We start from the raw sequence: 23,472 nt of genomic DNA, 5'->3' as shown, positions 1-23,472 counted from the left end.
CGGGTGTGCGCCTTCGCGCATTGACCCTGTCCGGCTGCCCCCGTATGCTACAAGTTGCGCTGCGAGCCTGCGCGCTTCAGACCTAGCAGGCCGCGCTCGCGTCTGTTGCATGTCCCCTCGGTTGTCGGGGTGCCTTTCCGGTCAGGTGGGGTGCTCTCCAGGCTGTCCGGCTTCTGCAGAGGCGATACGGGCTTTCGGCGTAGCAGTACCTACGACTCACTGTCCGTACCGGAGCCCTTTCCCACATGACGAGCAGCACCGAGACCACCGCCACCACTCCGCAGGTTGCGGTCAACGACATCGGCGACGCGGACGCGTTCCTCGCGGCGATCGACGAGACGATCAAGTACTTCAACGACGGCGACATCGTTGACGGTGTCATCGTCAAGGTTGACCGCGACGAGGTCCTCCTCGACATCGGTTACAAGACCGAAGGTGTCATCCCGAGCCGCGAGCTCTCGATCAAGCACGACGTCGACCCGAACGAGGTCGTCAAGGTCGGCGACGAGATCGAGGCCCTGGTTCTCCAGAAGGAGGACAAGGAAGGCCGCCTGATCCTCTCGAAGAAGCGCGCTCAGTACGAGCGTGCCTGGGGCACCATCGAGAAGATCAAGGAAGAAGACGGCATCGTCACCGGTACCGTCATCGAGGTCGTCAAGGGTGGTCTCATCCTCGACATCGGCCTCCGTGGCTTCCTCCCGGCGTCGCTCGTCGAGATGCGTCGTGTCCGCGACCTCCAGCCCTACGTGGGCAAGGAGCTCGAGGCCAAGATCATCGAGCTGGACAAGAACCGCAACAACGTGGTCCTGTCCCGCCGTGCCTGGCTCGAGCAGACCCAGTCCGAGGTTCGCCAGACGTTCCTCACGACCCTGCAGAAGGGTCAGGTCCGCTCCGGCGTCGTCTCCTCGATCGTCAACTTCGGTGCCTTCGTGGACCTGGGTGGCGTCGACGGTCTCGTGCACGTCTCCGAGCTCTCCTGGAAGCACATCGACCACCCCTCCGAGGTTGTCGAGGTCGGCCAGGAAGTCACCGTCGAGGTCCTCGACGTCGACATGGACCGCGAGCGCGTCTCGCTGTCGCTCAAGGCGACGCAGGAAGACCCGTGGCAGCAGTTCGCCCGTACGCACCAGATCGGGCAGGTCGTTCCCGGTAAGGTCACCAAGCTCGTTCCGTTCGGTGCGTTCGTGCGCGTCGACGAGGGCATCGAGGGCCTGGTCCACATCTCCGAGCTGGCCGAGCGCCACGTGGAGATCCCGGAGCAGGTCGTCCAGGTCAACGACGAGATCTTCGTCAAGGTCATCGACATCGACCTCGAGCGCCGTCGCATCAGCCTCTCGCTGAAGCAGGCCAACGAGGCCTTCGGTGGCGACCCGGCCTCGGTCGAGTTCGACCCGACCCTGTACGGCATGGCCGCGTCGTACGACGACCAGGGCAACTACATCTACCCCGAGGGCTTCGACCCCGAGACCAACGACTGGCTCGAGGGCTTCGAGGCGCAGCGCGAGGTCTGGGAGACCCAGTACGCCGAGGCGCAGCAGCGCTTCGAGCAGCACCAGGCCCAGGTCATCAAGTCCCGCGAGGCCGACGAGGCTGCCGCTGCCGAGGGTGCTGCCGCCCCGGCCGGCGCTGCCCCGGCCGCCTCCGGCGGCAGCGGTGGCGGCTCGTACTCCTCGGAGTCCGCGGACAACTCCGGCGCCCTGGCGTCGGACGAGGCCCTGGCTGCCCTGCGCGAGAAGCTGGCCGGCGGCCAGAGCTGACGCTCTGACCCCAGCCGCTCATCGGCTGTGGAGTTGTAGGTGAGGCCCGTCCCCTCCGGGGGGCGGGCCTCATGCGTGTCCGGGCGCCGGTCCTCAGGGCGTCACGGTGATGTTCGTCAGCCCCTTGCCACCGGTGACGGTGTTGCTCGCGTACACGGTGGTGCGGCAGCCGGCGCTCGCGTTGGTGACGTTGACGGCGAGCTGCCCGCCACCGGTGGCGCCGGTCAGGTCCGAGGTGTTGCCGCGGAAGACGGTGCCGCAGCCCCAGCCGCTCTGCTGGGTGTGCGTCTCGTACCCGTTGTTCGTGGTGCGGACGCCCTTGTTGTTCTCGACCAGCACGTCGTTGCCCTTGACGTCGACCCAGGAGTCGTCGTAGTTCGCGCCGGTCAGCCCGCCGCCGTCGAAGGTGTTCCCGACGATCCTCGCCCCGGTGGTGCCTTCCTTGATGTCCACGTTCTCGCCGCCGACCCCGGGGCCGATCGTGTTCCCGATGATCTGCACGCCGTCGCTGCGGTCGGTGAGGCCGCCCGCCGATCCGACGTACACGCCCTCGCCCATGCCGCGGCCGTCGAGGCCCGTGTCGTGGATCCTGGAGTTCCGCAGGACGCCGTCGCGGCTGGACGTACGGAAATGGACGCCCTCCATGTCGAGGTCGTGCACGGTCACCGAGTCGATGACGACCCCGGTCGCCGCGTCCGTCACGATGCCCTTCTGGCCGCCGGTCACCGTGACCCCGTACACCGTCCAGTACGACGCGCCGTTCAGGTGCAGCCCGTAGCCGCCGCCCGCGGTGAGGACCGCGGACGGTGACCCGGTGAGGGTGATGCGTGCGGTGGAGGTGGCCGGGACGGTCGCCTTGAAGTTGCCGGTGTACGTGCCGTCGGCGAGCCGGATCGTGTCACCGGGTACCGCGGCGGCGAGCGCCGCCTTGAGCTGGGCCGAGGTGCGTACGTCGACGACCGCCGCCTGCGCCGGACCCGCCGTGGCGAGGGGCAGGGCGCCCGCGGTGAACGCGGCGGTCAGCAGGGCGGGGATCAGTGTGCGGGTGCGCATGGGGTGCCTTCCCGTCAGAGGTCCAGATGTTCTCGTACGTGAATGCGGGGCGAGTCACTGAATCTGCCCGTGACGCTAAATGTGGGTAGTGTCCATGTCAAGGTCTGGACCAATGCGCGACGGTGGCCCCGCCCGCCGGACGAAAGGCGCGGCGTGCGGGGCCGGCTGACGGGCCGTGAGTACGGGGCTCCCGGGACCGCTCCCCGCTCCTTCGCGGGGAACGGGCCGCAAGCGGGAATGCCCGGGCCCGGCGGGGTGTTCTTCCCCAGGAATACGAGGAGGAGCGGTAACCGTGCCTGATCCGCAGAGTTTGTACGAATGGGAGCCGAAGGGCCTGGCCGTCGTCGACATGGCGCTCGCCCAGGAGTCGGCCGGCCTGGTCATGCTCTACCACTTCGACGGATACATCGACGCGGGTGAGACCGGTGAGCAGATCGTCGACGGCCTGCTCGAGACGCTGCCCCACCAGACGGTGGTGCGCTTCGACCACGACCGGCTCGTCGACTACCGGGCGCGGCGCCCGCTGCTGTCCTTCAAGCGCGACCGGTACACGGCGTTCGAGGCGCCCGCCCTGGAGGTGAAGGTCGTCCAGGACGCCACCGGGGCCCCCTTCCTGCTCCTCTCGGGCCCGGAGCCCGACGTCGAATGGGAGCGGTTCGCCGCCGCCGTGGAGCAGGTCGTCGAGCGCCTCGGCGTACGCCTCGCGGTCAGCTTCCACGGCATCCCGATGGGCGTCCCGCACACCCGGCCCGTCGGCCTCACCCCGCACGGCAACCGCACCGACCTGATGCCCGGACACCGCAGCCCCTTCGACGAGGCACAGGTTCCCGGTTCGGCGGAGGCGCTCGTCGAGCACCGGCTGATGGAGGCCGGGCACGACGTCCTCGGCGTCGCCGCCCACGTGCCCCACTACGTCGCCAGGTCCGCCTACCCCGACGCCGCGCTCACCGCCCTGGAGGCGATCACCGCGGCCACCGGACTGGTCCTGCCGGCCCTCGCGCACACGCTGCGCACGGAGGCGCACCGCACCCAGACCGAGATCGACCGGCAGGTGCGCCAGGGCGACGAGGAACTCGTCTCCCTCGTCGAGGGCCTGGAGCACCAGTACGACGCCATCGCGGGATCCGAGACCCGGGGCAACCTCGTCGCGGAACCGGCCGACCTCCCGTCCGCGGACGAGATCGGGCGCGAATTCGAACGCTTCCTCGCGGAACGCGAAGGCGACTCCTGACGCGGCCTCCGGCCCCCACCCGGCCGGAGGCTAGGCTCGGAACATGCTGAAAGTGGGCCTGACCGGCGGCATCGGCGCCGGCAAGAGCGAAGTGTCACGGCTGCTCGCACACTACGGAGCCGTACTGATCGACGCCGACCGGATCGCCCGCGAGGTCGTCGAGCCCGGCACCCCCGGACTCACGGCGGTCGTGGAGGCCTTCGGCCCGGAAATCCTCGGCCCGGACGGCTCGCTGAACCGGTCGGCGCTCGGCTCGATCGTCTTCGCCGACCCCGCGCGCCGGGCGACGCTCAACGCGATCGTCCACCCGCTCGTCAGGGCCCGGTCGGTCGAGCTGGAGAGGGCCGCCGGAGCCGGCGCGGTCGTGGTCAACGACGTTCCGCTGCTCACCGAGAACGGCCTCGCCCCGCTCTACGACCTGGTCGTGGTCGTCGACGCGAAGCCCGCCACCCAGCTCGACCGGCTCGTACGGCTGCGCGGCATGACGGAGGCCGACGCCCGCGCCCGGATGGACGCGCAGGCCACCCGCGAGGAGCGGCTGGCGATCGCCGACCTCGTGATCGACAACGACGGTTCGCTGGAGGACCTGGAACCCCGGGTCCGTACGGTCTGGTCGGAACTCACCGCACGGGCCGCGGCGCACTGACCGGCGCCGGGCCCGCCCGCAGCGGAGGCCCGGACGCCCTGCCGGAGGCGGCGAGCGGTCGGTCAGGAGGGCGGCCGGGAGCGCCTCGGCCCGGCTGACCACGCGCCCGGACGGAACCATCGGGGCAGGTGCGGGAGGGGTGTCCAGCCGGGACTCCCTGGCCGGGGCCGGCTGGAGCCTCGCGCGGGACGGCACGTGTTCCGGCCGGACGCCGCAGCGGAGTCCGGCCGGAATACGTACTCGCGGCCGGATGTTGAAGAGCGGAGGACCAGGGGAAGGATAGGGGCGTGCCCGAGAAGAACCCGGAAACGCATGTCATCGACTTCCGCGCGGCCGAGCAGCTGCTCGCCGCACGGGACCCGCGGGGTGCGGTCAAGCTGCTCGACTCGGTGATCGCGGCCCACCCGGAGAACACCGCGGCCCGGCTGCTGCGCGCCCGGGCCTTCTTCGCCGCCGCCCAACTGCGCCCGGCCGAGCTTGAGTTCGAGCTGGTCCTGGAGCGTGAGCCGGACAACGCCTTCGCGCACTTCGCGCTCGCCCGGACCTTCCAGCGCGCCGGCCGCGACGAGCAGGCCACCCGGCACTTCAGACTGGCGGCGGCGCTCGACCCGAAGCCGGAGTACCTCCAGGCCGCCCACTTCGAGGACCGTTCCTGACGGCTGACGGCTGACGGACGCCGAGCTGTCGGGGCGGGGCGCCCCGCCCCGCTGCCCGTCCTCGCGTCGGCAGAACCGGATCACGCCCCTCCCCGTACCTGTACCCGTACGTACGGCTCGGCTCACCCGCCGGGCCCGTCCCTGCCTACCGCCCCCGGCCGTCCCGCTCGGCGCCGTAGGGAGGGGAGTCCTCGGCGTCCCGCTCGGCCTCGTACGGCGGGGCATCGCGGCCGCGCCGTTGCGGCGGGTACGGAGGGACGTCCCGGCCCGGCTGATAGCGCGGGCCCTGCCGCATGTGCCGGACGATGAAGCAGAGGTCCGTCACCATGACCACCAGCAGCACCCCGCAGGCCGCCGCCCAGCCGGTGCGGCCGTTGACCGCGAAGGCCGCCAGCCCGAACGCGGCCCACGCCATGCCCCATAGACTCAGCCAGAGTCGCATCCGCAGGGGGCTGCGTGCGGTGGACGGTTCACTTCCGGTACGCATCACCATCGCCTCACCTCCAGCATGACCCCGCGGGGCGGCGTACCAAAACCGGCAGGCGACGACGGGGAGCGGGCTGTGACGACGACGGGGCACGAACACACGGTGCGGGGAACGGAGTCCTGGGGTGCCGGTGTCGCCCGCCGGTCCCGGGTGCGGGGCGCGCTGCTGGGCGGCGCCGTCGGGGACGCGCTGGGCAACCCGGTCGAGTTCCTCTCCCTGGACGGCATCCGCCGCGCCCACGGGGAGCGAGGCGTACGGGGCCCCGTCGCGGACCCCGACGGGGTCGTCGGGCGGATCACCGACGACACCCAGATGACCCTCTTCACGGTCGAAGGGCTGATCAGGGCCCACGCCGGGGGCGTCCCGGGCGCCGAGACCGAGTTCGTCCACAACGCCTACCTGCGCTGGCTCGACACCCAGAACCACCCGTCCCCGCCGCCGCGCGGCGAGGACGGAACCGTACGGACGGGCCGGCTCAGGGAGCAGCCCTGGCTGTACGCGCGCCGTGCCCCCGGCAACGCCTGCCTCACCGGCCTGTCCGCCGGGTACGTCCCCGGCGCGCGGCTCACCCTGCCGGGACCCGTCAATCCGCAGTCCAAGGGGTGCGGCACGGTGATGCGGTCGGCGCCCTTCGGGCTGCTGGGAGCGGACGCCGCGACGGCTTTCGGGCTGGCCGCCAGGTGCGCGCTGATCACCCATGGCCACCCCACGGGCGCCTACGCCGCTGGCGCGCTCGCCGCGATCGTCACGCACCTGCTGGAGGGCGACTCACCCACGGGTGCCGTGCTGCGCGCCATGGAACTGCTGGGCCGCCACGAGGGCCACGAGGAGACGACGGCCGCGCTGCGGGCGGCGGTCGATCTGGCGGCGGTGGGCCGGCCCACCGCCGAGCGGGTCGAGTCCCTGGGCGCCGGGTGGGTCGCCGAGGAGGCCCTCGCCATCGCCGTGTACTGCGCCCTCGTGCTCCCGCGGGCCGGTGATGTCGCCGAGGCGCTGCTGCTCTCCGTCAACCACTCGGGCGACAGCGACTCCACGGGCGCGGTCTGCGGCAACCTCCTCGGCGCGCACCACGGCGACATACGGCTGCCGGCGTCCTGGCTGGCCCTCACCGAGGGCCGGTCCGTGATCGCCGAACTCGCCGACGACCTGTGCATGGAGCTGGATCAGCCGGTGGCCTGGCCGGACGACCGCTACCCGCGGTGCTGACGGGAACGCGCTGCGGCGTCGTTCCGTTGGGACGGGTATGAGCGGACAACTGGTACGTGAGGGACACACGGGCACGGGGCCCGGCTCGATCACGCCGGACGGCTGCGCGGTCGAGCTGTACGCACGGCTGTCACCCGGCGGCGAACCCGAGGTGATCGGCTCGGTGCTGCCGCCGGGCGCGAGCGTGCTCGAACTGGGCTGCGGGGCGGGCCGGGTGACCCACCCCCTGGTGGACCGGGGCTTCGCCGTGACCGCCGTGGACGAGTCGGCGCAGATGCTGGAGCGCGTCCGCGGAGCGCGCGTGGTCCACAGCCCCATCGAGGCGCTGGACCTCGGCGAGGAGCGCTTCGACGCGGTCGTGCTCGGGTCGTTCCTGGTGCACACGAGCGATCACCGGGTCAGACAGGGGCTGCTCGGGACCTGCCGTTCGTACGTGAAGGACGACGGCGTCGTGCTCGTCCAGCGGGAGGGCGCCGGCTACCACTCCGAGCTGCCCCGGGAGCGCGAGGACCCGGCCGCCGGGTGCACCATCCGGATCCTGTCGGCCGACCCCATCGGCGACGGGGTGGACGAGGTCCGCGCGGAGTACGTCTTCGAGGACGCCCGGTGGACCCAGACCTTCCGGTCGCGCGAGCTCTCCGTGGAGCGGTTCGAGGCGTATCTCGCGGAGGCCGGTCTCGTCGTCGAGCGCTATCTCACCCCGGACGGCGTCTGGGCGCTGGCCCGCCCCGAACGGCACTGAACCGGGCCCCGGCGGCCCGGAAACGGGCGGTCGGCCCGTCGGGGATCCGATGCGGCGTGCGCGCCTGCCGCACCGGGTCCACGCCTCGCGCCGGTCAGTGGATGAAGCGGTAACTGCGCCAGGGCTGGGCGTGCGCGGCGTCCGTGTCGGTGAAGGTGGTGGCCACGTACGCGGTGCCCTGGCCGCTGCAGTCGGGCGTGGTGTACAGGACCATATCGATCAGGGTCCGGTTCTCGACCGTGCGCGCGCCGGCGGGCGCCATCGTGTGGCAGCCCTTCACCGACGGGCTGTTCACGCTGACGATCCTGTCCTGGTCGGTGGTGTAGGTGACCGGCCCGACCGCCGTACGCCCGAGGCCGGAACAGCCCGTGACGGCCAGGGTGAGCAGGGCGGCGCCGACGGCGATGCCGGTGCGGCGGAGGGCGGGGGGCGCGGTGACGGACATGGGCGGGTCCTCGTCTGCTCGTCCGGCTCATCGGTACGTCACGGGGACGTGCTGGCGCTGGCCACCCTGCCCGGCCGGCCACCCGCCGGCATCCGGTGCGCGTCCGGCCGGGGCTCCCGGCACCCGGACGGAGGTTCGAGGGTGACCGATCGGGCATAAGGTGTTAATAGGACATGAATGAGTGGGCGCGGTGACGCGCCCGGTAGGCAGGGGGCCGTGATGGTCCAGGCGCTGTTGGTGGCATTGGTGGCGGTGCTCTCGTGCGCCGCGTTGTACGGCATGGCTGCGGCCCGGGTGGTCAAACAGTACGAGCGCGGTGTGGTGCTGCGGCTCGGAAGGCTCCACGACGAGGTGCGGTCCCCGGGGCTGACGATGATCGTTCCGGGCGTCGACCGGCTCCGCAAGGTGAACATGCAGATCGTGACGATGCCGGTCCCGGCCCAGGACGGGATCACGCGCGACAACGTCACGGTGCGCGTCGACGCCGTCATCTACTTCAAGGTGGTGGACGCGGCCAGCGCCGTGATCCAGGTCGAGGACTACCGGTTCGCCGTCTCCCAGATGGCACAGACCTCCCTCCGGTCGATCATCGGGAAGAGCGACCTGGACGACCTGCTCTCCGACCGCGAGAAGCTGAACCAGGGGCTGGAACTGATGATCGACAGCCCCGCGGTGGGCTGGGGCGTGCAGATCGACCGGGTCGAGATCAAGGACGTCTCGCTGCCGGAGACGATGAAGCGGTCCATGGCCCGGCAGGCCGAGGCCGACCGTGAGCGGCGTGCGCGGGTCATCAACGCCGACGCGGAGCTCCAGGCATCGAAGAAGCTCGCCCAGGCGGCGCAGCAGATGTCGACCCAGCCCGCGGCGCTCCAGCTGCGGCTGCTGCAGACCGTGGTCGCGGTCGCGGCCGAGAAGAACTCCACACTGGTCCTGCCCTTCCCAGTAGAGCTGCTCCGCTTCCTGGAACGCGCGCAGCAGGACTCGCCGCCACCCGCCGTCGCCGCCGGGCAGGCGCGGGACACGGACGGGCGGCCGGACCCCGACGGACGGCCGGACGGTCCGGACGGCGACGGGCAACAGGCTCCGGAGGGGACCGCGGATCCGTCGTCGCTCGTGGACCCGGCCCTCGTGGACCCCTCGGTCACCGCGCAGACCTTCACCGACCAGCCGCTGCCGGACCCGCCCCTCGCCGAGGTGGGACCGGGCTCGGACGGGGTACCGGAGTTCGACCCGGAGTCCCTCCCGGAATTCGATGACGAGGAGCTGTCCAGCCACTCCCACGGCAAGCCCTTCACCCGTCACTGACGCACTCCTCCGCCCGCCCCGGCCTGTCGTGGGACACGGCCGGGGCGGGCGGTGCCGCACCCCCGGCCTGTCGTGGGGACACGGCCGGGGCGGGCGCTGTCACACCCCCCGCCTAGACTCGCCCGGACAGGAGGGACCAGGCCGGAGCGGGCCGACCGGAACAGGAGAGGGGGCGGTGGACATGGCGGAGCGGACGCGGGACATCACCGCCGACCGGCTGCTGCGGTGCCCCGCCGTCTTCCTGCCGTCGGAGCCGCCCCGGAACGGCCGGATCGCCTTCTGGGACCCCGAAGGGACCACGAGGACCGGTGTCCCCGGTGTCCTCCCGGAGGCCAGGGCCGCCGACCCGGTCTCCGGCGCGGGCCCGGCGTACACCCTGACCGAGCTCACGGTCGTCGAACGGCACGCGACCGACGGGGTCCGCACCCGCACCGTGCCCGCCGTCGCCCTCTCCGTCGCCGACGCGGTGCCTCTGCTCGCACACGCCCGCCACCGCGCCGCGGCCCACCCCGCCACCCGCGCGTGGGGTGCGGCGGCCCTGCACGCCCTCGGTCTCGTGGCCCGCGGCAGGCTCCTGCCCGGGCTGACGGCCGGCGACCACGACGCCTGGCGCGCCGGGCCGCGTGACGCCGAGGACATCGCCCATCTGCGGGCCGTCGCCGCCTCGATGCCGCCCGAGGGACACGCCGTCCCGCTGGACGGCACACCCCTGCGCGTCCCCGAACCCCGGGCCCTGCTCGGCGCCTTCCTCGACGCCGTCGCCGACACCCTGCCCCGGACGCCCGCGGCCGCCCACGCCATGGGGGCGCCGTTCGCGGCCCGGGAGGCGCAGCACCTGCCGGACGCGCGGGCCTGGGCCGTCGAGGTGGCCGCCGGACTCGACGCGGGGGTGCGCGTCTCGCTCCGGCTCGACCTCTCCTCGTACGACCTCTTCGACCCGTCCGCCGCCACCGGGGGAGCGGCCGGCGACGAGGAGGCGCCCGGGACGCCGGCCGCCTCACGTCACGCCGCCGCCGCGATCACCCAGGTGCACAGCCTGGCCGATCCGACGTACGTGACCGACGCGGCCACCCTGTGGAGCGGCGGCGCGGGCGACCCCTTCGGACCGAGGGCCCGGATCGACGCCGTGCTCGCACTGCGCCGCGCCGCCCGCGTCTGGCCGCCCCTGGAACGGCTGCTGGACCAGCCCGTCCCCGACGTGCTCGCCGTCACCGAGGACGAGCTGTACGAGCTGATCGGCCCGGCCGGAGCACGGCTCGCGGCCGCGGGCGTGGCGCTCCACTGGCCCCGGGAGCTCGCCCGCTCGCTCACCGCCGCGGCCGTCGTCCGGCCCGCGCCGGGATCGGCGACCGACGGCACCTCCTTCTTCGACGCCGAACAGCTCTTCGCGTTCGACTGGCAGCTCTCCCTGGGCGACGACCCGCTCACCGAGGCGGAGATGGACACCCTGGCCGAGGCACACCGGCCGGTGGTGCGGCTGCGCGACCAGTGGGTCGTCGTGGATCCCGCGCTCGTCCGCAAGGCACGGAAGCGGGAGCTGGGCCTCCTGGACCCGGTGGACGCCCTCGCCGTCGCCCTCACCGGCAGCGCCGAGGTCGACGGCGAACAGGTCGAGGCCGTGCCCGCCGGAGCCCTCGCCGCCCTCCGCGAGCGCATCCTCGACGAGGACGCCACCCTCCCGGCTCCCCCCGGTCTCCACGCCACCCTCCGCGACTACCAGCTCCGCGGCCTGGCCTGGCTGGACCGTATGACGTCACTGGGGCTCGGCGGCTGCCTCGCCGACGACATGGGCCTGGGCAAGACGATCACCGTCATCGCGCTCCATCTGCACCGCGCCCCCACCGCCCCCACCCTGGTCGTCTGTCCGGCCTCCCTCCTCGGCAACTGGCACCGCGAGATCAACCGCTTCGCACCCGGCGTGCCCGTACGGCGCTTCCACGGCACCGACCGCACCCTCGGCGGCTCCGACGGCGGCTTCGTCCTCACGACCTACGGCACGATGCGCTCCGGCGCCGAGCAGCTCGCCGGGCACACCTGGGGGCTGGTCGTCGCCGACGAGGCACAGCACGTGAAGAACCCTCACTCCTCGACCGCGAGGGCCCTGCGCACCATCCCGGCCCCCGCCCGCGTGGCCCTCACCGGCACCCCCGTCGAGAACAACCTCTCCGAGCTGTGGGCGCTGCTCGACTGGACCACCCCCGGCCTCCTCGGCCCGCTCAAGGCCTTCCGCTCGCGGCACGCACGGATCGTCGAGAACACCGGGACCGCCGCCGGCCTGGGCAACGAGGAAGCGGTCGAGCGCCTGTCCCGGCTGGTCCGCCCCTTCCTGCTGCGCCGCAAGAAGTCCGACCCGGGCATCGCGCCCGAGCTGCCGCCCAAGACGGAGACCGACCACCCCGTCTTCCTCACCCGGGAACAGGCCACGCTCTACGAGGCCGCCGTCCGCGAGACCATGGCGTTCATCGAGCAGTCGGAGGGCATCGCGCGGCGCGGGCTGATCATGAAACTGCTGGGCTCGCTCAAGCAGATCTGCAACCACCCCGCGCAGTACCTGAAGGAGGAGCCGACCCGGCTCGCGGGACGCTCCGGCAAGCTCGCCCTGCTCGACGAACTGCTCGACACCATCCTGTCCGAGGACGGATCCGTCCTGATCTTCACCCAGTACGTGTCGATGGCCCGGCTGCTCTCCGCCCACCTCGCCTCCCGCGCGATCCCCTCCCAACTGCTCCACGGCGGCACGCCCGTGTCCGAGCGGGAGCGGATGGTGGACGGCTTCCAGTCCGGGGAGGTCCCCGTCTTCCTGCTCTCCCTCAAGGCGGCCGGCACTGGCCTCAACCTCACCCGGGCCGCCCACGTCATCCACTACGACCGGTGGTGGAACCCCGCGGTCGAGGAGCAGGCCACCGACCGCGCCTACCGCATCGGCCAGACCCAGCCCGTGCAGGTGCACCGGCTGATCGCCGAAGGCACCGTCGAGGACCGGATCGGTGAACTGCTGGAGTCCAAGCGCGCCCTCGCCGACGCGGTGCTCGGTTCCGGCGAGACCGCCCTGACCGAGCTCAGCGACCGTGACCTGGCCGACCTGGTCTCGCTCCGGAGGACGGCATGAGGCCGGGTGGCGCCCCCGCGGCCCGCCCCGGCCCCGACGACCTGCGGCGCACCTTCGAAGCGGTCCCCGCCCGCACCTCCGACGCCGAAGGGCCCTTCGCGGAGACCTGGTGGGGCCGGGCCTGGGTGGAGGCCCTGGAATCCCTGTCCATGGACGAGGGCCGGCTCGCCCGCGGCCGTACGTACGCCGACGGGGGCCACGTCGCCGCCGTCACCGTCACCCCCGGCCGCGTCATCGCCTACGTGCACGGCAGCCGCCCCCGCCCCTACCGCGCGGAGCTGCGCCTGCGGACCTTCTCGGCGTCCGACTGGGACACGTTCCTGGACGCCGCCGCGGCCCGGCCGGGGCACCTGTCCGCGCTCCTCGACAAGGAGATGCCGCACTCCCTCGTCGACACCGCGGGCGAGACCGGCATCCGCCTGCTGCCCGCCTCCGGGGACCTGGACCCGGACTGCTCCTGCCCGGACCGGGGCTGGCCCTGCAAGCACGTGGCGGCCCTCTGCTTCCAGACCGCCCGGCTGCTGGACAGCGACCCGTTCGTCCTGCTGCTGATGCGCGGGCGGGGCGAGCGCGAACTCCTCGACGAGCTGGGCCGCCGCAACGCCGAACACTCCGCGCGGGAGCGCCCCGAGCCCCCCGCCATGCCCTCCGTCGCGGCCTCCGACGCCCTGGCCGACCGCTTCCTGCCGCCGCTGCCCGCACCCCTGCCCGTGCCGCCGTATCCCGGCGAGCCGCCGTCCTACCCCGAACTGCCCGGCGCCCGCGACCCGCTGGGCCTGGACCACCTCGCCACCGACGCGGCCGCCCGCGCCCACGCGATGCTCACCACGGGCGACGACCCGCGCGCCGGGCTCAGCACCTGGCAGGACGCCGTCCGGATCGCCGCGTCGCGCCCCACCGCCGGACTCACCGCCACGACCCGGGCGCTCTACCGCGAGCTCGCCTTCGCCACCGGCCGCAGCACGACGGACCTGGCGCGGGCCGTCGCCGCCTGGCGGCAGGGCGGCGCGGAGGGGCTGGAGGTGCTGGAGACCCCCTGGGACCCGCCGGCCGGCCCCTTCGACCGGGCGCGGCCCGCCCTGGCCGCCGCGGACTTCCCGCGCTTCCAGCCCCGCCGCAACCATCTGACCAACGCCGGAGGCACCCTCCAGCTCCGCTTCGGCCACGACGCCCGCTGGTACGGCTACGAGTCCGACCCGGGCCAGGACGACTGGTGGCCCCGGGGCGTACCCGATCCCGACCCGGTTGCCGCACTCACCGTCCTGCGGGGCTGACGCACGGCGGGACCCGTCAGCTCCGCAGGAACACCAGCAGTGCGACGACCAGGACCGCGCACAGCGGGAGCACCACCCAGCGCGCCCTGCGGAACGACTCGTTCTCCTGGCCGGCCCGTCCGCGGGAGGCGTCGTGGGCGTCGGCCAGGTGCTCCCAGGCCATCGCGTCGATCCTCCGCGTGGTCAGCAGCGACGGCGACCAGCCGCAGTGCGCGCAGACGAGGAAGTCGCGGTAGGGGTCGTAGCGGAAGTCGCGCTCGATGTTCACCGTGAACACCTGGTCCCCGGGACCGATGGCGGTGAAGTGGCGTATCGCCGCACCCATGTGGACTGCTCCCTGCTCGTGTCCGTACGTGGTCGCCGGACCGCTCCGCCGGGCGTCGGTGTCCGGAGGCGGAACAGTAGCGAACGCCGGGAGACCCGGACACGGCGGCTCACCCGCCGCCCGCCCGGAGGGACCTGCCCGTCGGAGGCCGGCGCGGACGCGGCTGTCCGGCTCCTGGGCGAAGGCCTTCCCAGGGGAGGCGCGGATCCGTTCGCTCCGCGGATCGCCGCCCGGCCACCCGTACCGGCGGGCCTCTGGGCGTCCCCCCGGCCACCCGTACCGGCGGGCCGCTACGCGTGCGACGCCGGGGCTCCCGGAAGGGAGACGCCCCGGCCCGCGAAGAAACGCTCGAAGACCGGCAGCGGAAGACCGGCCGCGCGGGTCGCCGCCGTCGTCCCCGACGGGTTGTGGAAGTGGACACCGGCGCCGTCCGCCGTCCGCGAGGTCAGCAGCACCAGATGGCCACCGCGCCCCGGAGCCGGCCGCTCCGGGTGCCGGATCCCGGGGTGCACGGACGCCATCACGCTCCGGCCCCCGTCCAGCAGGTCCAGGATCCCGGCGGGGGAGAGGTCCCGGTGGGCGGCCGCGTCGAGTCCGTAAACCTCGGACACGTACCGGGCGAAGGGCGCGTGGACCAGCCCCCTGATCACTCCGTCGGCGTCCTCGGTGTACGCGCCGTACGCCGACGCCCCGTCCCGCAGGGCGAACAGGGACGGCGCCCCGGGCCCCAGCGCCATGCGCAGGCACGTCATCCCGCACAGATGGCCCGCCCAGCGGGCGTACTCGGCGGGCGAGGCCGCGCCGGACTCCGCCCAGAGGGGGTCCCCGGACGGATCGAGACCGCCCTCGACGATCGCCTCCACCAGACCGGGCGAGGCGAACTGGGTGTGCACGGGGGTACGGCAGGCCGGGCAGGTCACTGGCGGTATCCGTTCAGGAAGCGGCCGATGCGGCTGATCGCCGCGTCCAGGTCGTCGGCGTGCGGGAGGGTGAGGATGCGGAAGTGGTCAGGGCGCGGCCAGTTGAAGCCGGTGCCCTGCACCACCTGGATCTTCTCCCGCAGCAGCAGGTCCAGGACGAACCGTTCGTCGTCGACGATGCCGTGGACCTTCGGATCGATGCGCGGGAAGGCGTACAGCGCGCCCTTCGGCTTCACGCACGACACCCCGGGGATCTCGTTCAGCCGCTCCCAGGCCCGGTCGCGCTGCTCGCGGAGCCTGCCGCCGGGGGCCACGAGATCCCGGATCGACTGCCGGCCACCGAGCGCCGCCTGGATCGCGTACTGAGCCGGGGCGTTGGGGCACAGCCGCATGGAGGCGAGCATGGTGAGCCCCTCCAGATAACTGCGGGCGTGCTGCCGCGGACCCGACACCACCATCCAGCCCGAGCGGAATCCCGCGACCCGGTACGTCTTGGACAGCCCGCTGAAGGTGAGGCAGAGCAGATCGGGGGCCAGCACCGCCACGCTGTGGTGCTCGGCGTCGTCGTAGAGGATCTGGTCGTAGATCTCGTCGGCGAAGACCATCAGCCCGTGCCTGCGCGCCAGGTCGAGCATCCCGTCGAGGACCTCGCGGGAGTAGACCGCGCCCGTCGGGTTGTTCGGGTTGATGATCACCATGGCCCGCGTGCGGTCGGTGATCTTCGAGGCCATGTCGGCGAGGTCGGGGTTCCAGTCGGCCCCCTCGTCGCAGGTGTAGTGCACGGCCTTCCCGCCCGCGAGCGTGGTGACGGCGGTCCACAGGGGATAGTCCGGGCTCGGGATCAGGATCTCGTCGCCGTCCTCCAGGAGCCCCTGCACGGCCATGGAGATCAGCTCGGAGACCCCGTTGCCGAGGAAGATGTCGTCCACGTCGACATCGGCGAGCCCCATCGCCTGGTAGCGCTGCGCCACGGCGCGGCGCGCGGACAGGATGCCGCGCGAGTCGGTGTAGCCGTGCGCCTGCGGGAGCATCCGGATCATGTCCTGGACGATCTCCTCCGGCGCCTCGAAACCGAAGAGCGCCGGGTTGCCCGTGTTGAGGCGCAGCACGCTGTGGCCCGCCTCCTCCAGGGCGTTGGCCTGCTCGATGACCGGGCCCCGGATCTCGTAACAGACCTCGTTGAGCTTGCTGGACTGCCGGAACTCCATGGCGTGCCTCCCCGACGTGAGATTGCGATACTTGGTTTTACCAAGCTCGGACTTGGAAAGTCCAACAACATGTCTAGACTGCGTCGCATGCCACGTCAGCAGCAGCCCGCACGCCCCGCCCGCCGCCGGAGCTACGACCAGTTCTGTGCCGCCGCCCGCGCCCTCGACTCCGTCGGCGACCGGTGGACCCTGCTGATCGTCCGTGAACTGCTGGCCGGTCCCCGCCGCTACACGGATCTGCACGCCGATCTGCCCGGCGTCAGCACGGACGTGCTGGCCTCCCGGCTCAAGGACATGGAGCAGGGAGGCCTGGCGGTGCGCCGCAGGCTGCCGCCCCCCGCGGCCGCGGCGGTCTACGAACTGACCGAGCACGGCCGGGGACTCCTCCCGGTCCTCACCGCGCTCGCCCGCTGGGGCGCGCCCGCCCTCGACGAACGCCGCCCCACGGACGCGGTCAGGGCCCACTGGCTCGCCCTGCCCCTGCTGCCGGCCCTCGACGGGCTCGCCCACGGCGGCGTCGTCGAAGTCAGGCTCGACGAGGGCGAGTTCCACATCCGCACCGGCGCGGGGGCCGCCGGGGGCGCGGTGTACGGATACGGCCCCGCCGACGCCCCCGACGCCTGTCTCGTGCTGGACGCCGAGGCCGCCCGTACGCTCGCCCGGGGTGAGCGCACCCTTGCCGAGGCGGTCGGGGACGGCCTGGTGGAGGTGCTCGGCGACGGGCCGCTCGCCGGCGCACTCCGCACCGGCCGATGCCCGCGCGTCTGAAGCCTTTCGCGCAACTCGCCGGTAGCGTAGGCGTGTTCATCGGGCGGATGCTGAGGAGTCGGTCATGGGGTTCGACGGCGTGAGCGGTGCGGAGAGCGGGAGCGCCGTGCGGGGTGCGAGGAGGCGGGGGGCGCTGCGCAAGGCCCTGCTGGTGGGCGTCTGCGTGGCCGCGCTGGGCCTCGTGCCGGCGGCGGCCGTCGCCACCCCGGGCAGCGGGGTGAGCGGCACGGTCGTCGCCGAGGGCACCTCGGCGGGCAAGCTCAAGGTGAAGACCCCGAAGGGCCGTACGGACGTGACCTTCCGGGAGATCACCGTGGCGCCGGGCGGCTCGACCGGCTGGCACACCCACAGCGGGCAGCTGATCGCCGTCGTCAAGTCCGGGACGCTCACCCGGACCCTGGACGACTGCACGGTCGAGGTGACACCCGCCGGGACGTCCTTCATCGAACCGTCCGGAGCCGGCCACCGGCACATCGGACGCAACCTCGGGACCGAGCCCGTCGTGCTCTGGGTGACGTACCTGCTCCCCGAAGGCAGCGCCCTGTCCGACGACGCCGACGCGGCGGACTGCCCGGCGGCGAGGTAGGGCGGAGCGCGGGGCGGGCGCGTCGCCGTACGCGCGGGGAAGGGTACGGAGGTGCGGGCGCCGGCCGAAGCGGGCCGGGGTGCCGGGCCCGTTGCCGGGGCTGTCCGACGTGCGGCCGGCCGCGGCGGGCCTCCGCCTGCCCGGCCGGCGGGTGCGTCGCCGTACGCGCCGACGCCCGGCCGGGCCGTCGCGGAGTGCGGGCGGAATCCTGCCCCCGGGAGGCGCGTTACCGCCCGTCCCCCCTTGAGGCGCGTTGCCGTCCGCCCCGCCCCTCCCCGCAGGCGCGTTGCCGCCCTCCCCGCCGCCTCCGACGGTCAGAAGACGCCGTCGGCCACGGCCGCGCCGGCGAAGGAGAGTCCGACACCCACCCCGACGGTGAGGACCAGATACCCCCCGGCCAGACCCAGCCTGCGGGCGGAGGTGAACGTCAGGAGTTCGTAGGAGAAGGTCGACCAGGTCGACAGGGCCCCGCAGAACCCCGTGCCCAGCAGGAGTAGGAGCCGAGGCCCGAGATCGCCGTCCGTGGCCCCCTGCGCGATGAATCCGAGCAGGAGCGCGGCGCTCGCGTTGGCGGTGAGCGTCCCCCACGGGAAGGCGCTGCGCAGGCGGAACGTGGCGTCCACCCCGATCAGATAGCGCACCGGAGCACCCACGAGGGCGCCGGCCAGCACGAGCAGCCAGTCCGTCATCGGGCATCGCCCCGCGTGTTGCCGCCACGCCCGAAAGCGGCGTGCGTGGCGAGGGCGCCCGCCGTCACCGCGGCCAGGGCCACCACCACCGTCAGCAGCATGGAGGTCACCGCGAGCCCGGGCCTGCCCTCGTCGAAGAGCCGCCGCACGCCGTTCGTGTACTGCGAGAACGAGGTGAAGCCGCCGAGCACCCCGGTGCCGAGCAGCGGGCTGACGAGCCGGGGGGCGGCCGGGAAACGCAGCTTCAGGGTGACCATGAGGGCTCCCATGAGGAAACACCCCACGGCGTTGACCAGCAGGTCCGTCCAGGGGAAGGCCGAGGGTGCGGTGGGCCAGAGGAGCTCGGCGCCGTAGCGGGCCGCCGCGCCCGCCGCTCCGCCGACCGCCACCGCTCCCACGACGGAGGGCTGGACGCCGGGATGGTGATCGGGGTGCGTGCGGGTGTGCAACGCCATCTTCTGGAGCATGCCGACACCGTAATGGGCTAAATCGGCCGATACGGGAAGGGCGTGGGTGCTCGGGTGTTCCGGGCCCTGGACGGAGCAACGCGCCTCGCCGACGGCACGGATATGGATTTCAGTGAGCATTGACGTCCATCACGGACAGCGGCCGGCCGAGACGGGCGGCCGCCCCCCTTCCACGCCCGAACGCTGGAGTCCTCCGTGCCCATCGCCGAACCAGACCTGGTCGGGAAGCTGGAACGGCGACAGCCCTCCGCGTTCCTGCTGGCCTCCGCGCGCGGAGTGGGACAGGTCGATCTCCAGCCCACCCTGTGGACCGGCCTGATCATCCTGGCCGGGCTGTGGAGCGCGGGCTGGCGCATCGGCCTCTTCGCGACCCTGGGCACCCTCGTCTCCACGGCGACCGCCTACGCGCTCGGCGTCGACCGGTCGGGCATCGCGCTCGGTCTGCAGGGGTACTGCGGCTGCCTCACCGGCATCGCGCTCGTCACCTCGCTGGGCGACCACGCCGCCACCTACGTGCTCGCCGTCGTCGGCGCGATCGTCTGCACCCTCCTCATGGCGGCGCTGACCACCTTCCTGGCCCCGTACGGACTGACCGCGCTCACCGCGCCGTTCTGCCTGGTCTCCGGCGTGATGGTCCTCGGCGCCCCGTCCTTCGCCCGGATCTGGCACGGCGCCCCGAACGCCGTCTCCAGCACCACCGGAGGGGACACCGGGCTCTCCTGGGACGCCCTGTGGCACGCCTTCTTCACCAACGTGTCGCAGGTCTTCCTGGTGGACAAGTGGTACGTCGGGCTCATCATGCTCGCCGGCCTGGCCTGCGCCGGGATCCGCGTACTCCTGTACGCGGCGGCCGGCAGCGTCATGGGCATCGTGGCCGCGTGGGCGCTCGGCGCCCCCACCGCACTGATCTCCAGCGGCATCTACGGCTACAACGCCGTCCTCGTGGCCATCGCCGTCGGCGCGGTCTTCCTCACCGGCACCGTCTGGAACGGGGCCTACGCACTCTTCGGCGCGGCCGCCACCACCGGGCTGACCGCGTCCCTGACCTCCTTGTTCAAACCCTTCGGCGGCCACACCTTCACCTGGCCGTTCATCCTCACCACCTGGGCGCTCATGGCGGCCGTCCCCCTGCTGCCACGCCTCCGCCGCAGCGGCTGACCCGCCCGCCCCGGACTCCGCGTTCCCCTCCCCGCAACCCGAGAAAGGCACCGACGATGAACCTGGCCCCTCGCGAGATCGACAAGCTGCTGGTGTACGTGGTGGCCGACCTGGCCCGCAAACGCCAGGGCCGTGGACTCAAGCTCAACTACAGCGAGTCCGTCGCGCTGATCACCGAGGCCATCCTGGAAGCGGCCCGGGACGGCAGGAGCGTCGCCGACTGCATGGAGCTGGGCCGGCAGGTCGTCGGCGAGGCCGACACCATGCCGGGCGTACGGGAGATGCTCGGGCTGCTGCAGGTCGAGGCGTCCTTCGTGGACGGCACCAAGCTGGTCTCCTGCCACGACCCCGTCGGCGGATGAGCCCGCTGTCCGGCCGTGGCACCGTGATCGCCGTCTGCGGTCACGAGTCCGGGTACGGGGAGGCGCTGCGCGACCTGGCCGGCCCCGGCGTGCTGGTCGTCCCCGGCGGGCGCGAACTGATCCGCGGCCTCGGCCGTCTCCGGCGCTCCGGCGAGGAGGCCTGCGTCGTCCCGATGACCCTGGGCAGGGACCCCGAACTCGTCGCGGACACCGCCCGCACCCTGCGCGCCCTGCCCCCCGCCGCACGTCCCGGGACGCTGCTCGCGGAGCCGTTCGGCACCTCGCAGCACCTGATCGCCTGGCTGCGCGCCGCGGCGGCCCGTACGCCCGGGGCGTCCGCGCTGCTCGTCACCGCTCCCGCCGCCGGCCCGTTCGACGACGCCGAGCTGTACCGGGTCGCGAGTCTGGTGCACCGCTACGGCGGCCACCCGATGGTCGAGGTCGCGTTCACCGGGGGCACCCCGGACCCCGCCGAGGGGATCCGGCGCTGCCGGCTGCTCGGCGCCGACCGGGTGACGCTGCTGCCCGCCGCGTTCGGGCTGCCGGAAGTCCCCCGCGCGGCAGGTGCGCGGGTCGCGGCGGCGGGCCCGCTGCTCCCCCCGGCCGCCCTGGCCCGGGTGCTCGCCGAGCGCGTGTCCGACGCGCGGCGGCGGTGGAGCGGGCGGCATGACGACGGCATCGCGGCCGGACTGACCGCAGCCGACGGCCACGGCCACTCCCACACGCACCCCCCGGGCGAGGGCCACGGCCACTCCCACACGCACCCACCCGGTCACGGGCACTCCCACGCACCCGGCGAGGGCCATGACCACGGGCACGCACCCACGCACCCGCACGTCCACGACGCGGGCCGAGCCATCAGGAGTACCGCATGACGTTCCGGCAGAAGTACCTGTACGGCGACGAACCGGTCGAGATCAACGCGGGCCGCCGGACCGTCCGGCTGACGGTCAGCAACACCGGCGACCGCGCGATCCAGATCGGTTCGCACTACCACTTCTTCGAGGTCAACTCGGCGCTGTCCTTCGACCGTCAGAAGGCCCTCGGCATGCACCTCAACATCCCCGCCGGCACCTCCGTACGCGTCGAGCCCGGCTCGACGCGCGAGGTCGAGCTGTGCGCGTACGCCGGTACCGGCCGGCTCGTCGGATTCAGCGGGCTGCTCAACGGCAGCCTCGTCTCGCACCCGGCCCGCGTCGAAGCCGTCCGCAGGGCGATCGAGCAGGGCTTCCAGGGCGCGGAGGACGGATCCGGGGACAGCGCCACGCACACCGACGGGACCGCGAAGACCAAGAGCACCAAGAACACCAAGAACGCCAAGGACTCGAAACAGAAGAAGGGTTCGCGCTGATGCCCATCCTGCCGCGCAAGCAGTACACCGACATGTTCGGTCCGACGGTCGGTGACCGCTTCCACCTGGGCGACACCAACCTCGTCGTCGAGGTCGAGAAGGACTTCAGCGAGGGGCAGTACGGGGACGAGGTCCTCTACGGCGGCGGCAAGACCATGCGCGACGGCATGGCCTCCGACCCGCAGGCCACCAGCGCCCAGGGCGCCCTCGACACCGTCATCACCAATGTCGTGGTCATCGACCCGGTCGTCGGTGTCGTGAAGTGCGACATCGGGATCAAGGACGGTTTCATCGCCGGCATCGGCAAGTCCGGCAACCCGCAGACCCAGGACAAGGTCCACCCCGGCCTGGTCATCGGCCCCGGCACCGAGGCCATCGCGGGCGAGCACCTCATCGCCACGGCGGGCGCCATCGACACCCACGTCCACCTGATCGCGCCGCAGCAGGCCGAGCAGGCCCTCACCAACGGCATCACGACGCTCATCGGCGGAGGCACCGGCCCGACCGACGGCTCCAACGGCACCACGTGCACACCCGGCCCGTTCAACATCGCCCGGCTCCTCCAGGCCGCCGAAGCCATCCCGGTCAACGTGGGGATCATGGGCAAGGGCAACGGCAGCCTCCCCGAGGCGCTGAACGAGCAGGTCGTCGCCGGAGCCTGCGCCCTCAAGGTCCACGAGGACTGGGGAGCCACCCCCGCCGTGATCGACAACGCGCTGAGCGTCGCCGACGCGCACGACGTCCAGGTCGCCATCCACACGGACAGCCTCAACGAGGGCGGCTTCTTCGAGGACACCCGGTCGGCCATCGACGGGCGCACCATCCACACCTTCCACAGCGAGGGCGCGGGCGGCGGCCACGCCCCCGACATCATGCGCGTGGCGGGCGAGCCGAACGTCCTGCCGTCCTCGACCAACCCCACGCTTCCGTACACCAAGAACTCGGTGGACGAACTGCTGGACATGGTCATGGTCTGCCACCACCTCAGCCACGACATCCCCGAGGACGTCTCCTTCGCGGACAGCCGGGTCCGGGCCGAGACCATCGCCGCCGAGACGGTGCTGCACGACCTCGGCGTCATCAGCATGTTCTCCTCCGACTCCCAGGCCATGGGCCGGGTCGGCGAATCCGTCACCCGGGCGTTCCAGACCGCCCACCACTGCAAGGACAAACTCGGCACGCTGGAGGGCGACTCCGAGCGCAACGACAACGAGCGGGTCCTGCGCTACCTCGCCAAGGTCACCATCAACCCGGCGATCGCGACCGGCATCGCGGACCACGTGGGCTCGATCGAGAAGGGCAAGCTCGCCGACATCGTGCTCTGGCCCATCCACTCCTTCGCGGCCAAGCCGAAGATGATCATCAAGGGCGGCATCGTCGCCTGGGCCCAGATGGGCGACCCCAACGCCTCGCTGCCGACCCCGCAGCCGGTGATCTACCGTCCGATGTTCGGCCAGTACGGCAAGGCCCAGCAGGCCACCCACGTCACCTTCATGTCGCAGGCGGGCATCGCCGCCGGCGTCCCCGCCGAACTCGGCCTGGAACGCCGGGTCCTGCCCGTCCTGCGCACCCGGACCATCGGCAAGCACAACATGATCCGCAACGACGCGCTGCCGGAGATCAAGGTCGATCCGGAGACGTTCAAGGTGACCCTGAACGGCAAGGTCGCCACCATCGACCCCGCCGAGAAACTCCCCCTCAACCACCTGTACTTCCTGGTCTAGGCC

General features: G+C 72.6%; 24 protein-coding genes. 16 read left to right on the top strand and 8 right to left on the bottom strand.

What is annotated here, in order from left to right; genetic code table 11:
* The first annotated feature begins 245 nt into the window (after positions 1-245).
* Positions 246-1,757, top strand: a complete 1,512-nt coding sequence (gene rpsA, locus ACFVS9_RS11435) for a 30S ribosomal protein S1 (protein ID WP_014156844.1) — start codon at positions 246-248, stop codon at positions 1,755-1,757.
* Between the two features lie 93 nt (positions 1,758-1,850).
* Here rpsA and ACFVS9_RS11430 read toward each other — a convergent pair whose 3' ends face one another.
* Entirely contained in the window at positions 1,851-2,810 is a 960-nt protein-coding gene (locus tag ACFVS9_RS11430) for a right-handed parallel beta-helix repeat-containing protein (protein ID WP_389931555.1), read from the bottom strand.
* 292 nt (positions 2,811-3,102) lie between these two features.
* On the opposite strand from ACFVS9_RS11430, the gene ACFVS9_RS11425 reads away from it, so the two are divergent.
* The 3 genes from ACFVS9_RS11425 (at position 3,103) to ACFVS9_RS11415 (ending at position 5,343) form a co-directional block, all read left to right on the top strand.
* Positions 3,103-4,041 carry a PAC2 family protein gene (locus tag ACFVS9_RS11425; protein WP_383115175.1) on the top strand — a complete coding sequence of 313 codons (939 nt, stop codon included), beginning with the start codon at positions 3,103-3,105 and terminating at the stop codon, positions 4,039-4,041.
* A gap of 43 nt (positions 4,042-4,084) precedes the next feature.
* Positions 4,085-4,687, top strand: coding sequence for a dephospho-CoA kinase (gene coaE, locus ACFVS9_RS11420; protein WP_389931553.1), 603 nt, complete (start codon positions 4,085-4,087; stop codon positions 4,685-4,687).
* A gap of 287 nt (positions 4,688-4,974) precedes the next feature.
* Complete coding sequence (locus tag ACFVS9_RS11415; RefSeq protein ID WP_383115173.1) at positions 4,975-5,343, top strand: tetratricopeptide repeat protein; 369 nt, start codon at positions 4,975-4,977, stop codon at positions 5,341-5,343.
* A gap of 145 nt (positions 5,344-5,488) precedes the next feature.
* Here the strand turns inward: ACFVS9_RS11415 and ACFVS9_RS11410 are convergent, their stop codons facing one another.
* A complete protein-coding gene (locus ACFVS9_RS11410) occupies positions 5,489-5,836 on the bottom strand; it encodes a DUF6343 family protein (RefSeq protein ID WP_389931551.1) in 348 nt (115 codons plus the stop codon).
* Between the two features lie 69 nt (positions 5,837-5,905).
* Here ACFVS9_RS11410 and ACFVS9_RS11405 point away from each other — a divergent pair, with 69 nt between their 5' ends.
* On the top strand, positions 5,906-7,036 hold the full coding sequence (locus tag ACFVS9_RS11405) for an ADP-ribosylglycohydrolase family protein (RefSeq protein WP_383115172.1): 1,131 nt from the start codon (positions 5,906-5,908) through the stop codon (positions 7,034-7,036).
* Between the two features lie 37 nt (positions 7,037-7,073).
* Entirely contained in the window at positions 7,074-7,778 is a 705-nt protein-coding gene (locus ACFVS9_RS11400) for a class I SAM-dependent methyltransferase (protein WP_383115171.1), read from the top strand.
* A 94-nt stretch (positions 7,779-7,872) separates the two neighbouring features.
* Here the strand turns inward: ACFVS9_RS11400 and ACFVS9_RS11395 are convergent, their stop codons facing one another.
* Positions 7,873-8,223 (bottom strand): hypothetical protein, encoded by a 351-nt coding sequence (locus tag ACFVS9_RS11395; protein ID WP_383115170.1) that lies wholly within the window; start codon positions 8,221-8,223, stop codon positions 7,873-7,875.
* 219 nt (positions 8,224-8,442) lie between these two features.
* Here ACFVS9_RS11395 and ACFVS9_RS11390 point away from each other — a divergent pair, with 219 nt between their 5' ends.
* The 3 genes from ACFVS9_RS11390 (at position 8,443) to ACFVS9_RS11380 (ending at position 13,911) form a co-directional block, all read left to right on the top strand.
* Positions 8,443-9,528 carry an SPFH domain-containing protein gene (locus tag ACFVS9_RS11390; protein WP_383115184.1) on the top strand — a complete coding sequence of 362 codons (1,086 nt, stop codon included), beginning with the start codon at positions 8,443-8,445 and terminating at the stop codon, positions 9,526-9,528.
* 181 nt (positions 9,529-9,709) lie between these two features.
* On the top strand, positions 9,710-12,637 hold the full coding sequence (locus tag ACFVS9_RS11385) for a DEAD/DEAH box helicase (RefSeq protein WP_389931548.1): 2,928 nt from the start codon (positions 9,710-9,712) through the stop codon (positions 12,635-12,637).
* On the top strand, positions 12,634-13,911 hold the full coding sequence (locus ACFVS9_RS11380; protein ID WP_383115168.1) for an SWIM zinc finger family protein: 1,278 nt from the start codon (positions 12,634-12,636) through the stop codon (positions 13,909-13,911). The genes ACFVS9_RS11385 and ACFVS9_RS11380 overlap by 4 nt, the downstream gene beginning before the upstream one ends.
* A 16-nt stretch (positions 13,912-13,927) precedes the next feature.
* Here ACFVS9_RS11380 and ACFVS9_RS11375 read toward each other — a convergent pair whose 3' ends face one another.
* The 3 genes from ACFVS9_RS11375 to ACFVS9_RS11365 all read right to left on the bottom strand — a co-directional run bounded on the left by ACFVS9_RS11375 (position 13,928) and on the right by ACFVS9_RS11365 (position 16,364).
* Positions 13,928-14,236: a hypothetical protein gene (locus ACFVS9_RS11375; RefSeq protein WP_389931546.1), complete on the bottom strand. Its 309-nt coding sequence runs from the start codon at positions 14,234-14,236 to the stop codon at positions 13,928-13,930.
* A 290-nt stretch (positions 14,237-14,526) separates the two neighbouring features.
* Positions 14,527-15,156, bottom strand: a complete 630-nt coding sequence (locus tag ACFVS9_RS11370) for a peptidase (protein ID WP_389931544.1) — start codon at positions 15,154-15,156, stop codon at positions 14,527-14,529.
* Positions 15,153-16,364 (bottom strand): pyridoxal phosphate-dependent aminotransferase, encoded by a 1,212-nt coding sequence (locus ACFVS9_RS11365; protein WP_383115165.1) that lies wholly within the window; start codon positions 16,362-16,364, stop codon positions 15,153-15,155. Before ACFVS9_RS11365 ends, ACFVS9_RS11370 begins: the two co-directional genes overlap by 4 nt.
* Positions 16,365-16,451: 87 nt before the next feature.
* Between ACFVS9_RS11365 and ACFVS9_RS11360 the strand changes: the two genes are divergently transcribed.
* Positions 16,452-17,132: a winged helix-turn-helix transcriptional regulator gene (locus tag ACFVS9_RS11360; protein ID WP_389931542.1), complete on the top strand. Its 681-nt coding sequence runs from the start codon at positions 16,452-16,454 to the stop codon at positions 17,130-17,132.
* A 64-nt stretch (positions 17,133-17,196) separates the two neighbouring features.
* Positions 17,197-17,718 carry a cupin domain-containing protein gene (locus tag ACFVS9_RS11355; RefSeq protein ID WP_389931540.1) on the top strand — a complete coding sequence of 174 codons (522 nt, stop codon included), beginning with the start codon at positions 17,197-17,199 and terminating at the stop codon, positions 17,716-17,718.
* 314 nt (positions 17,719-18,032) lie between these two features.
* Here ACFVS9_RS11355 and ACFVS9_RS11350 read toward each other — a convergent pair whose 3' ends face one another.
* Positions 18,033-18,407 (bottom strand): fluoride efflux transporter FluC, encoded by a 375-nt coding sequence (locus ACFVS9_RS11350; protein ID WP_389931538.1) that lies wholly within the window; start codon positions 18,405-18,407, stop codon positions 18,033-18,035.
* Positions 18,404-18,874 carry a fluoride efflux transporter FluC gene (locus ACFVS9_RS11345; RefSeq protein ID WP_389931536.1) on the bottom strand — a complete coding sequence of 157 codons (471 nt, stop codon included), beginning with the start codon at positions 18,872-18,874 and terminating at the stop codon, positions 18,404-18,406. The genes ACFVS9_RS11350 and ACFVS9_RS11345 overlap by 4 nt, the downstream gene beginning before the upstream one ends.
* Positions 18,875-19,069: 195 nt before the next feature.
* On the opposite strand from ACFVS9_RS11345, the gene ACFVS9_RS11340 reads away from it, so the two are divergent.
* The 5 genes from ACFVS9_RS11340 to ureC are packed head-to-tail and all read left to right on the top strand — an operon-like array spanning position 19,070 to position 23,469.
* Positions 19,070-20,032, top strand: coding sequence for an urea transporter (locus ACFVS9_RS11340; protein ID WP_383115160.1), 963 nt, complete (start codon positions 19,070-19,072; stop codon positions 20,030-20,032).
* A 56-nt stretch (positions 20,033-20,088) separates the two neighbouring features.
* Positions 20,089-20,394 (top strand): urease subunit gamma, encoded by a 306-nt coding sequence (locus ACFVS9_RS11335; protein WP_383115159.1) that lies wholly within the window; start codon positions 20,089-20,091, stop codon positions 20,392-20,394.
* Complete coding sequence (locus ACFVS9_RS11330; protein WP_389931534.1) at positions 20,391-21,269, top strand: cobalamin biosynthesis protein CbiX; 879 nt, start codon at positions 20,391-20,393, stop codon at positions 21,267-21,269. Before ACFVS9_RS11335 ends, ACFVS9_RS11330 begins: the two co-directional genes overlap by 4 nt.
* On the top strand, positions 21,266-21,745 hold the full coding sequence (locus ACFVS9_RS11325) for an urease subunit beta (RefSeq protein WP_389931532.1): 480 nt from the start codon (positions 21,266-21,268) through the stop codon (positions 21,743-21,745). The genes ACFVS9_RS11330 and ACFVS9_RS11325 overlap by 4 nt, the downstream gene beginning before the upstream one ends.
* A complete protein-coding gene (gene ureC / locus ACFVS9_RS11320) occupies positions 21,745-23,469 on the top strand; it encodes an urease subunit alpha (RefSeq protein ID WP_383115157.1) in 1,725 nt (574 codons plus the stop codon). Before ACFVS9_RS11325 ends, ureC begins: the two co-directional genes overlap by 1 nt.
* Positions 23,470-23,472: the final 3 nt, after the last annotated feature.

Source organism: Streptomyces sp. NPDC058008 (genome assembly GCF_042886395.1).
Taxonomy (GTDB): Bacteria; Actinomycetota; Actinomycetes; order Streptomycetales; family Streptomycetaceae; genus Streptomyces.
This window is presented reverse-complemented; position numbering and strand designations above follow the sequence as displayed.

What these genes read in the sequence shown, in the direction of transcription:
- rpsA (WP_014156844.1), top strand. Translation starts at nt 246, where the DNA reads ATGACGAGCAGCACCGAGACCACCGCCACCACTCCGCAGGTTGCGGTC.
- ACFVS9_RS11430 (WP_389931555.1), bottom strand. Translation starts at nt 2,810, where the DNA reads ATGCGCACCCGCACACTGATCCCCGCCCTGCTGACCGCCGCGTTCACC.
- coaE (WP_389931553.1), top strand. Translation starts at nt 4,085, where the DNA reads ATGCTGAAAGTGGGCCTGACCGGCGGCATCGGCGCCGGCAAGAGCGAA.
- ACFVS9_RS11410 (WP_389931551.1), bottom strand. Translation starts at nt 5,836, where the DNA reads ATGGTGATGCGTACCGGAAGTGAACCGTCCACCGCACGCAGCCCCCTG.
- ACFVS9_RS11400 (WP_383115171.1), top strand. Translation starts at nt 7,074, where the DNA reads ATGAGCGGACAACTGGTACGTGAGGGACACACGGGCACGGGGCCCGGC.
- ACFVS9_RS11395 (WP_383115170.1), bottom strand. Translation starts at nt 8,223, where the DNA reads ATGTCCGTCACCGCGCCCCCCGCCCTCCGCCGCACCGGCATCGCCGTC.
- ACFVS9_RS11390 (WP_383115184.1), top strand. Translation starts at nt 8,443, where the DNA reads ATGGTCCAGGCGCTGTTGGTGGCATTGGTGGCGGTGCTCTCGTGCGCC.
- ACFVS9_RS11385 (WP_389931548.1), top strand. Translation starts at nt 9,710, where the DNA reads ATGGCGGAGCGGACGCGGGACATCACCGCCGACCGGCTGCTGCGGTGC.
- ACFVS9_RS11380 (WP_383115168.1), top strand. Translation starts at nt 12,634, where the DNA reads ATGAGGCCGGGTGGCGCCCCCGCGGCCCGCCCCGGCCCCGACGACCTG.
- ACFVS9_RS11375 (WP_389931546.1), bottom strand. Translation starts at nt 14,236, where the DNA reads ATGGGTGCGGCGATACGCCACTTCACCGCCATCGGTCCCGGGGACCAG.
- ACFVS9_RS11365 (WP_383115165.1), bottom strand. Translation starts at nt 16,364, where the DNA reads ATGGAGTTCCGGCAGTCCAGCAAGCTCAACGAGGTCTGTTACGAGATC.
- ACFVS9_RS11360 (WP_389931542.1), top strand. Translation starts at nt 16,452, where the DNA reads ATGCCACGTCAGCAGCAGCCCGCACGCCCCGCCCGCCGCCGGAGCTAC.
- ACFVS9_RS11355 (WP_389931540.1), top strand. Translation starts at nt 17,197, where the DNA reads ATGGGGTTCGACGGCGTGAGCGGTGCGGAGAGCGGGAGCGCCGTGCGG.
- ACFVS9_RS11350 (WP_389931538.1), bottom strand. Translation starts at nt 18,407, where the DNA reads ATGACGGACTGGCTGCTCGTGCTGGCCGGCGCCCTCGTGGGTGCTCCG.
- ACFVS9_RS11345 (WP_389931536.1), bottom strand. Translation starts at nt 18,874, where the DNA reads ATGCTCCAGAAGATGGCGTTGCACACCCGCACGCACCCCGATCACCAT.
- ACFVS9_RS11335 (WP_383115159.1), top strand. Translation starts at nt 20,089, where the DNA reads ATGAACCTGGCCCCTCGCGAGATCGACAAGCTGCTGGTGTACGTGGTG.
- ACFVS9_RS11330 (WP_389931534.1), top strand. Translation starts at nt 20,391, where the DNA reads ATGAGCCCGCTGTCCGGCCGTGGCACCGTGATCGCCGTCTGCGGTCAC.
- ACFVS9_RS11325 (WP_389931532.1), top strand. Translation starts at nt 21,266, where the DNA reads ATGACGTTCCGGCAGAAGTACCTGTACGGCGACGAACCGGTCGAGATC.
- ureC (WP_383115157.1), top strand. Translation starts at nt 21,745, where the DNA reads ATGCCCATCCTGCCGCGCAAGCAGTACACCGACATGTTCGGTCCGACG.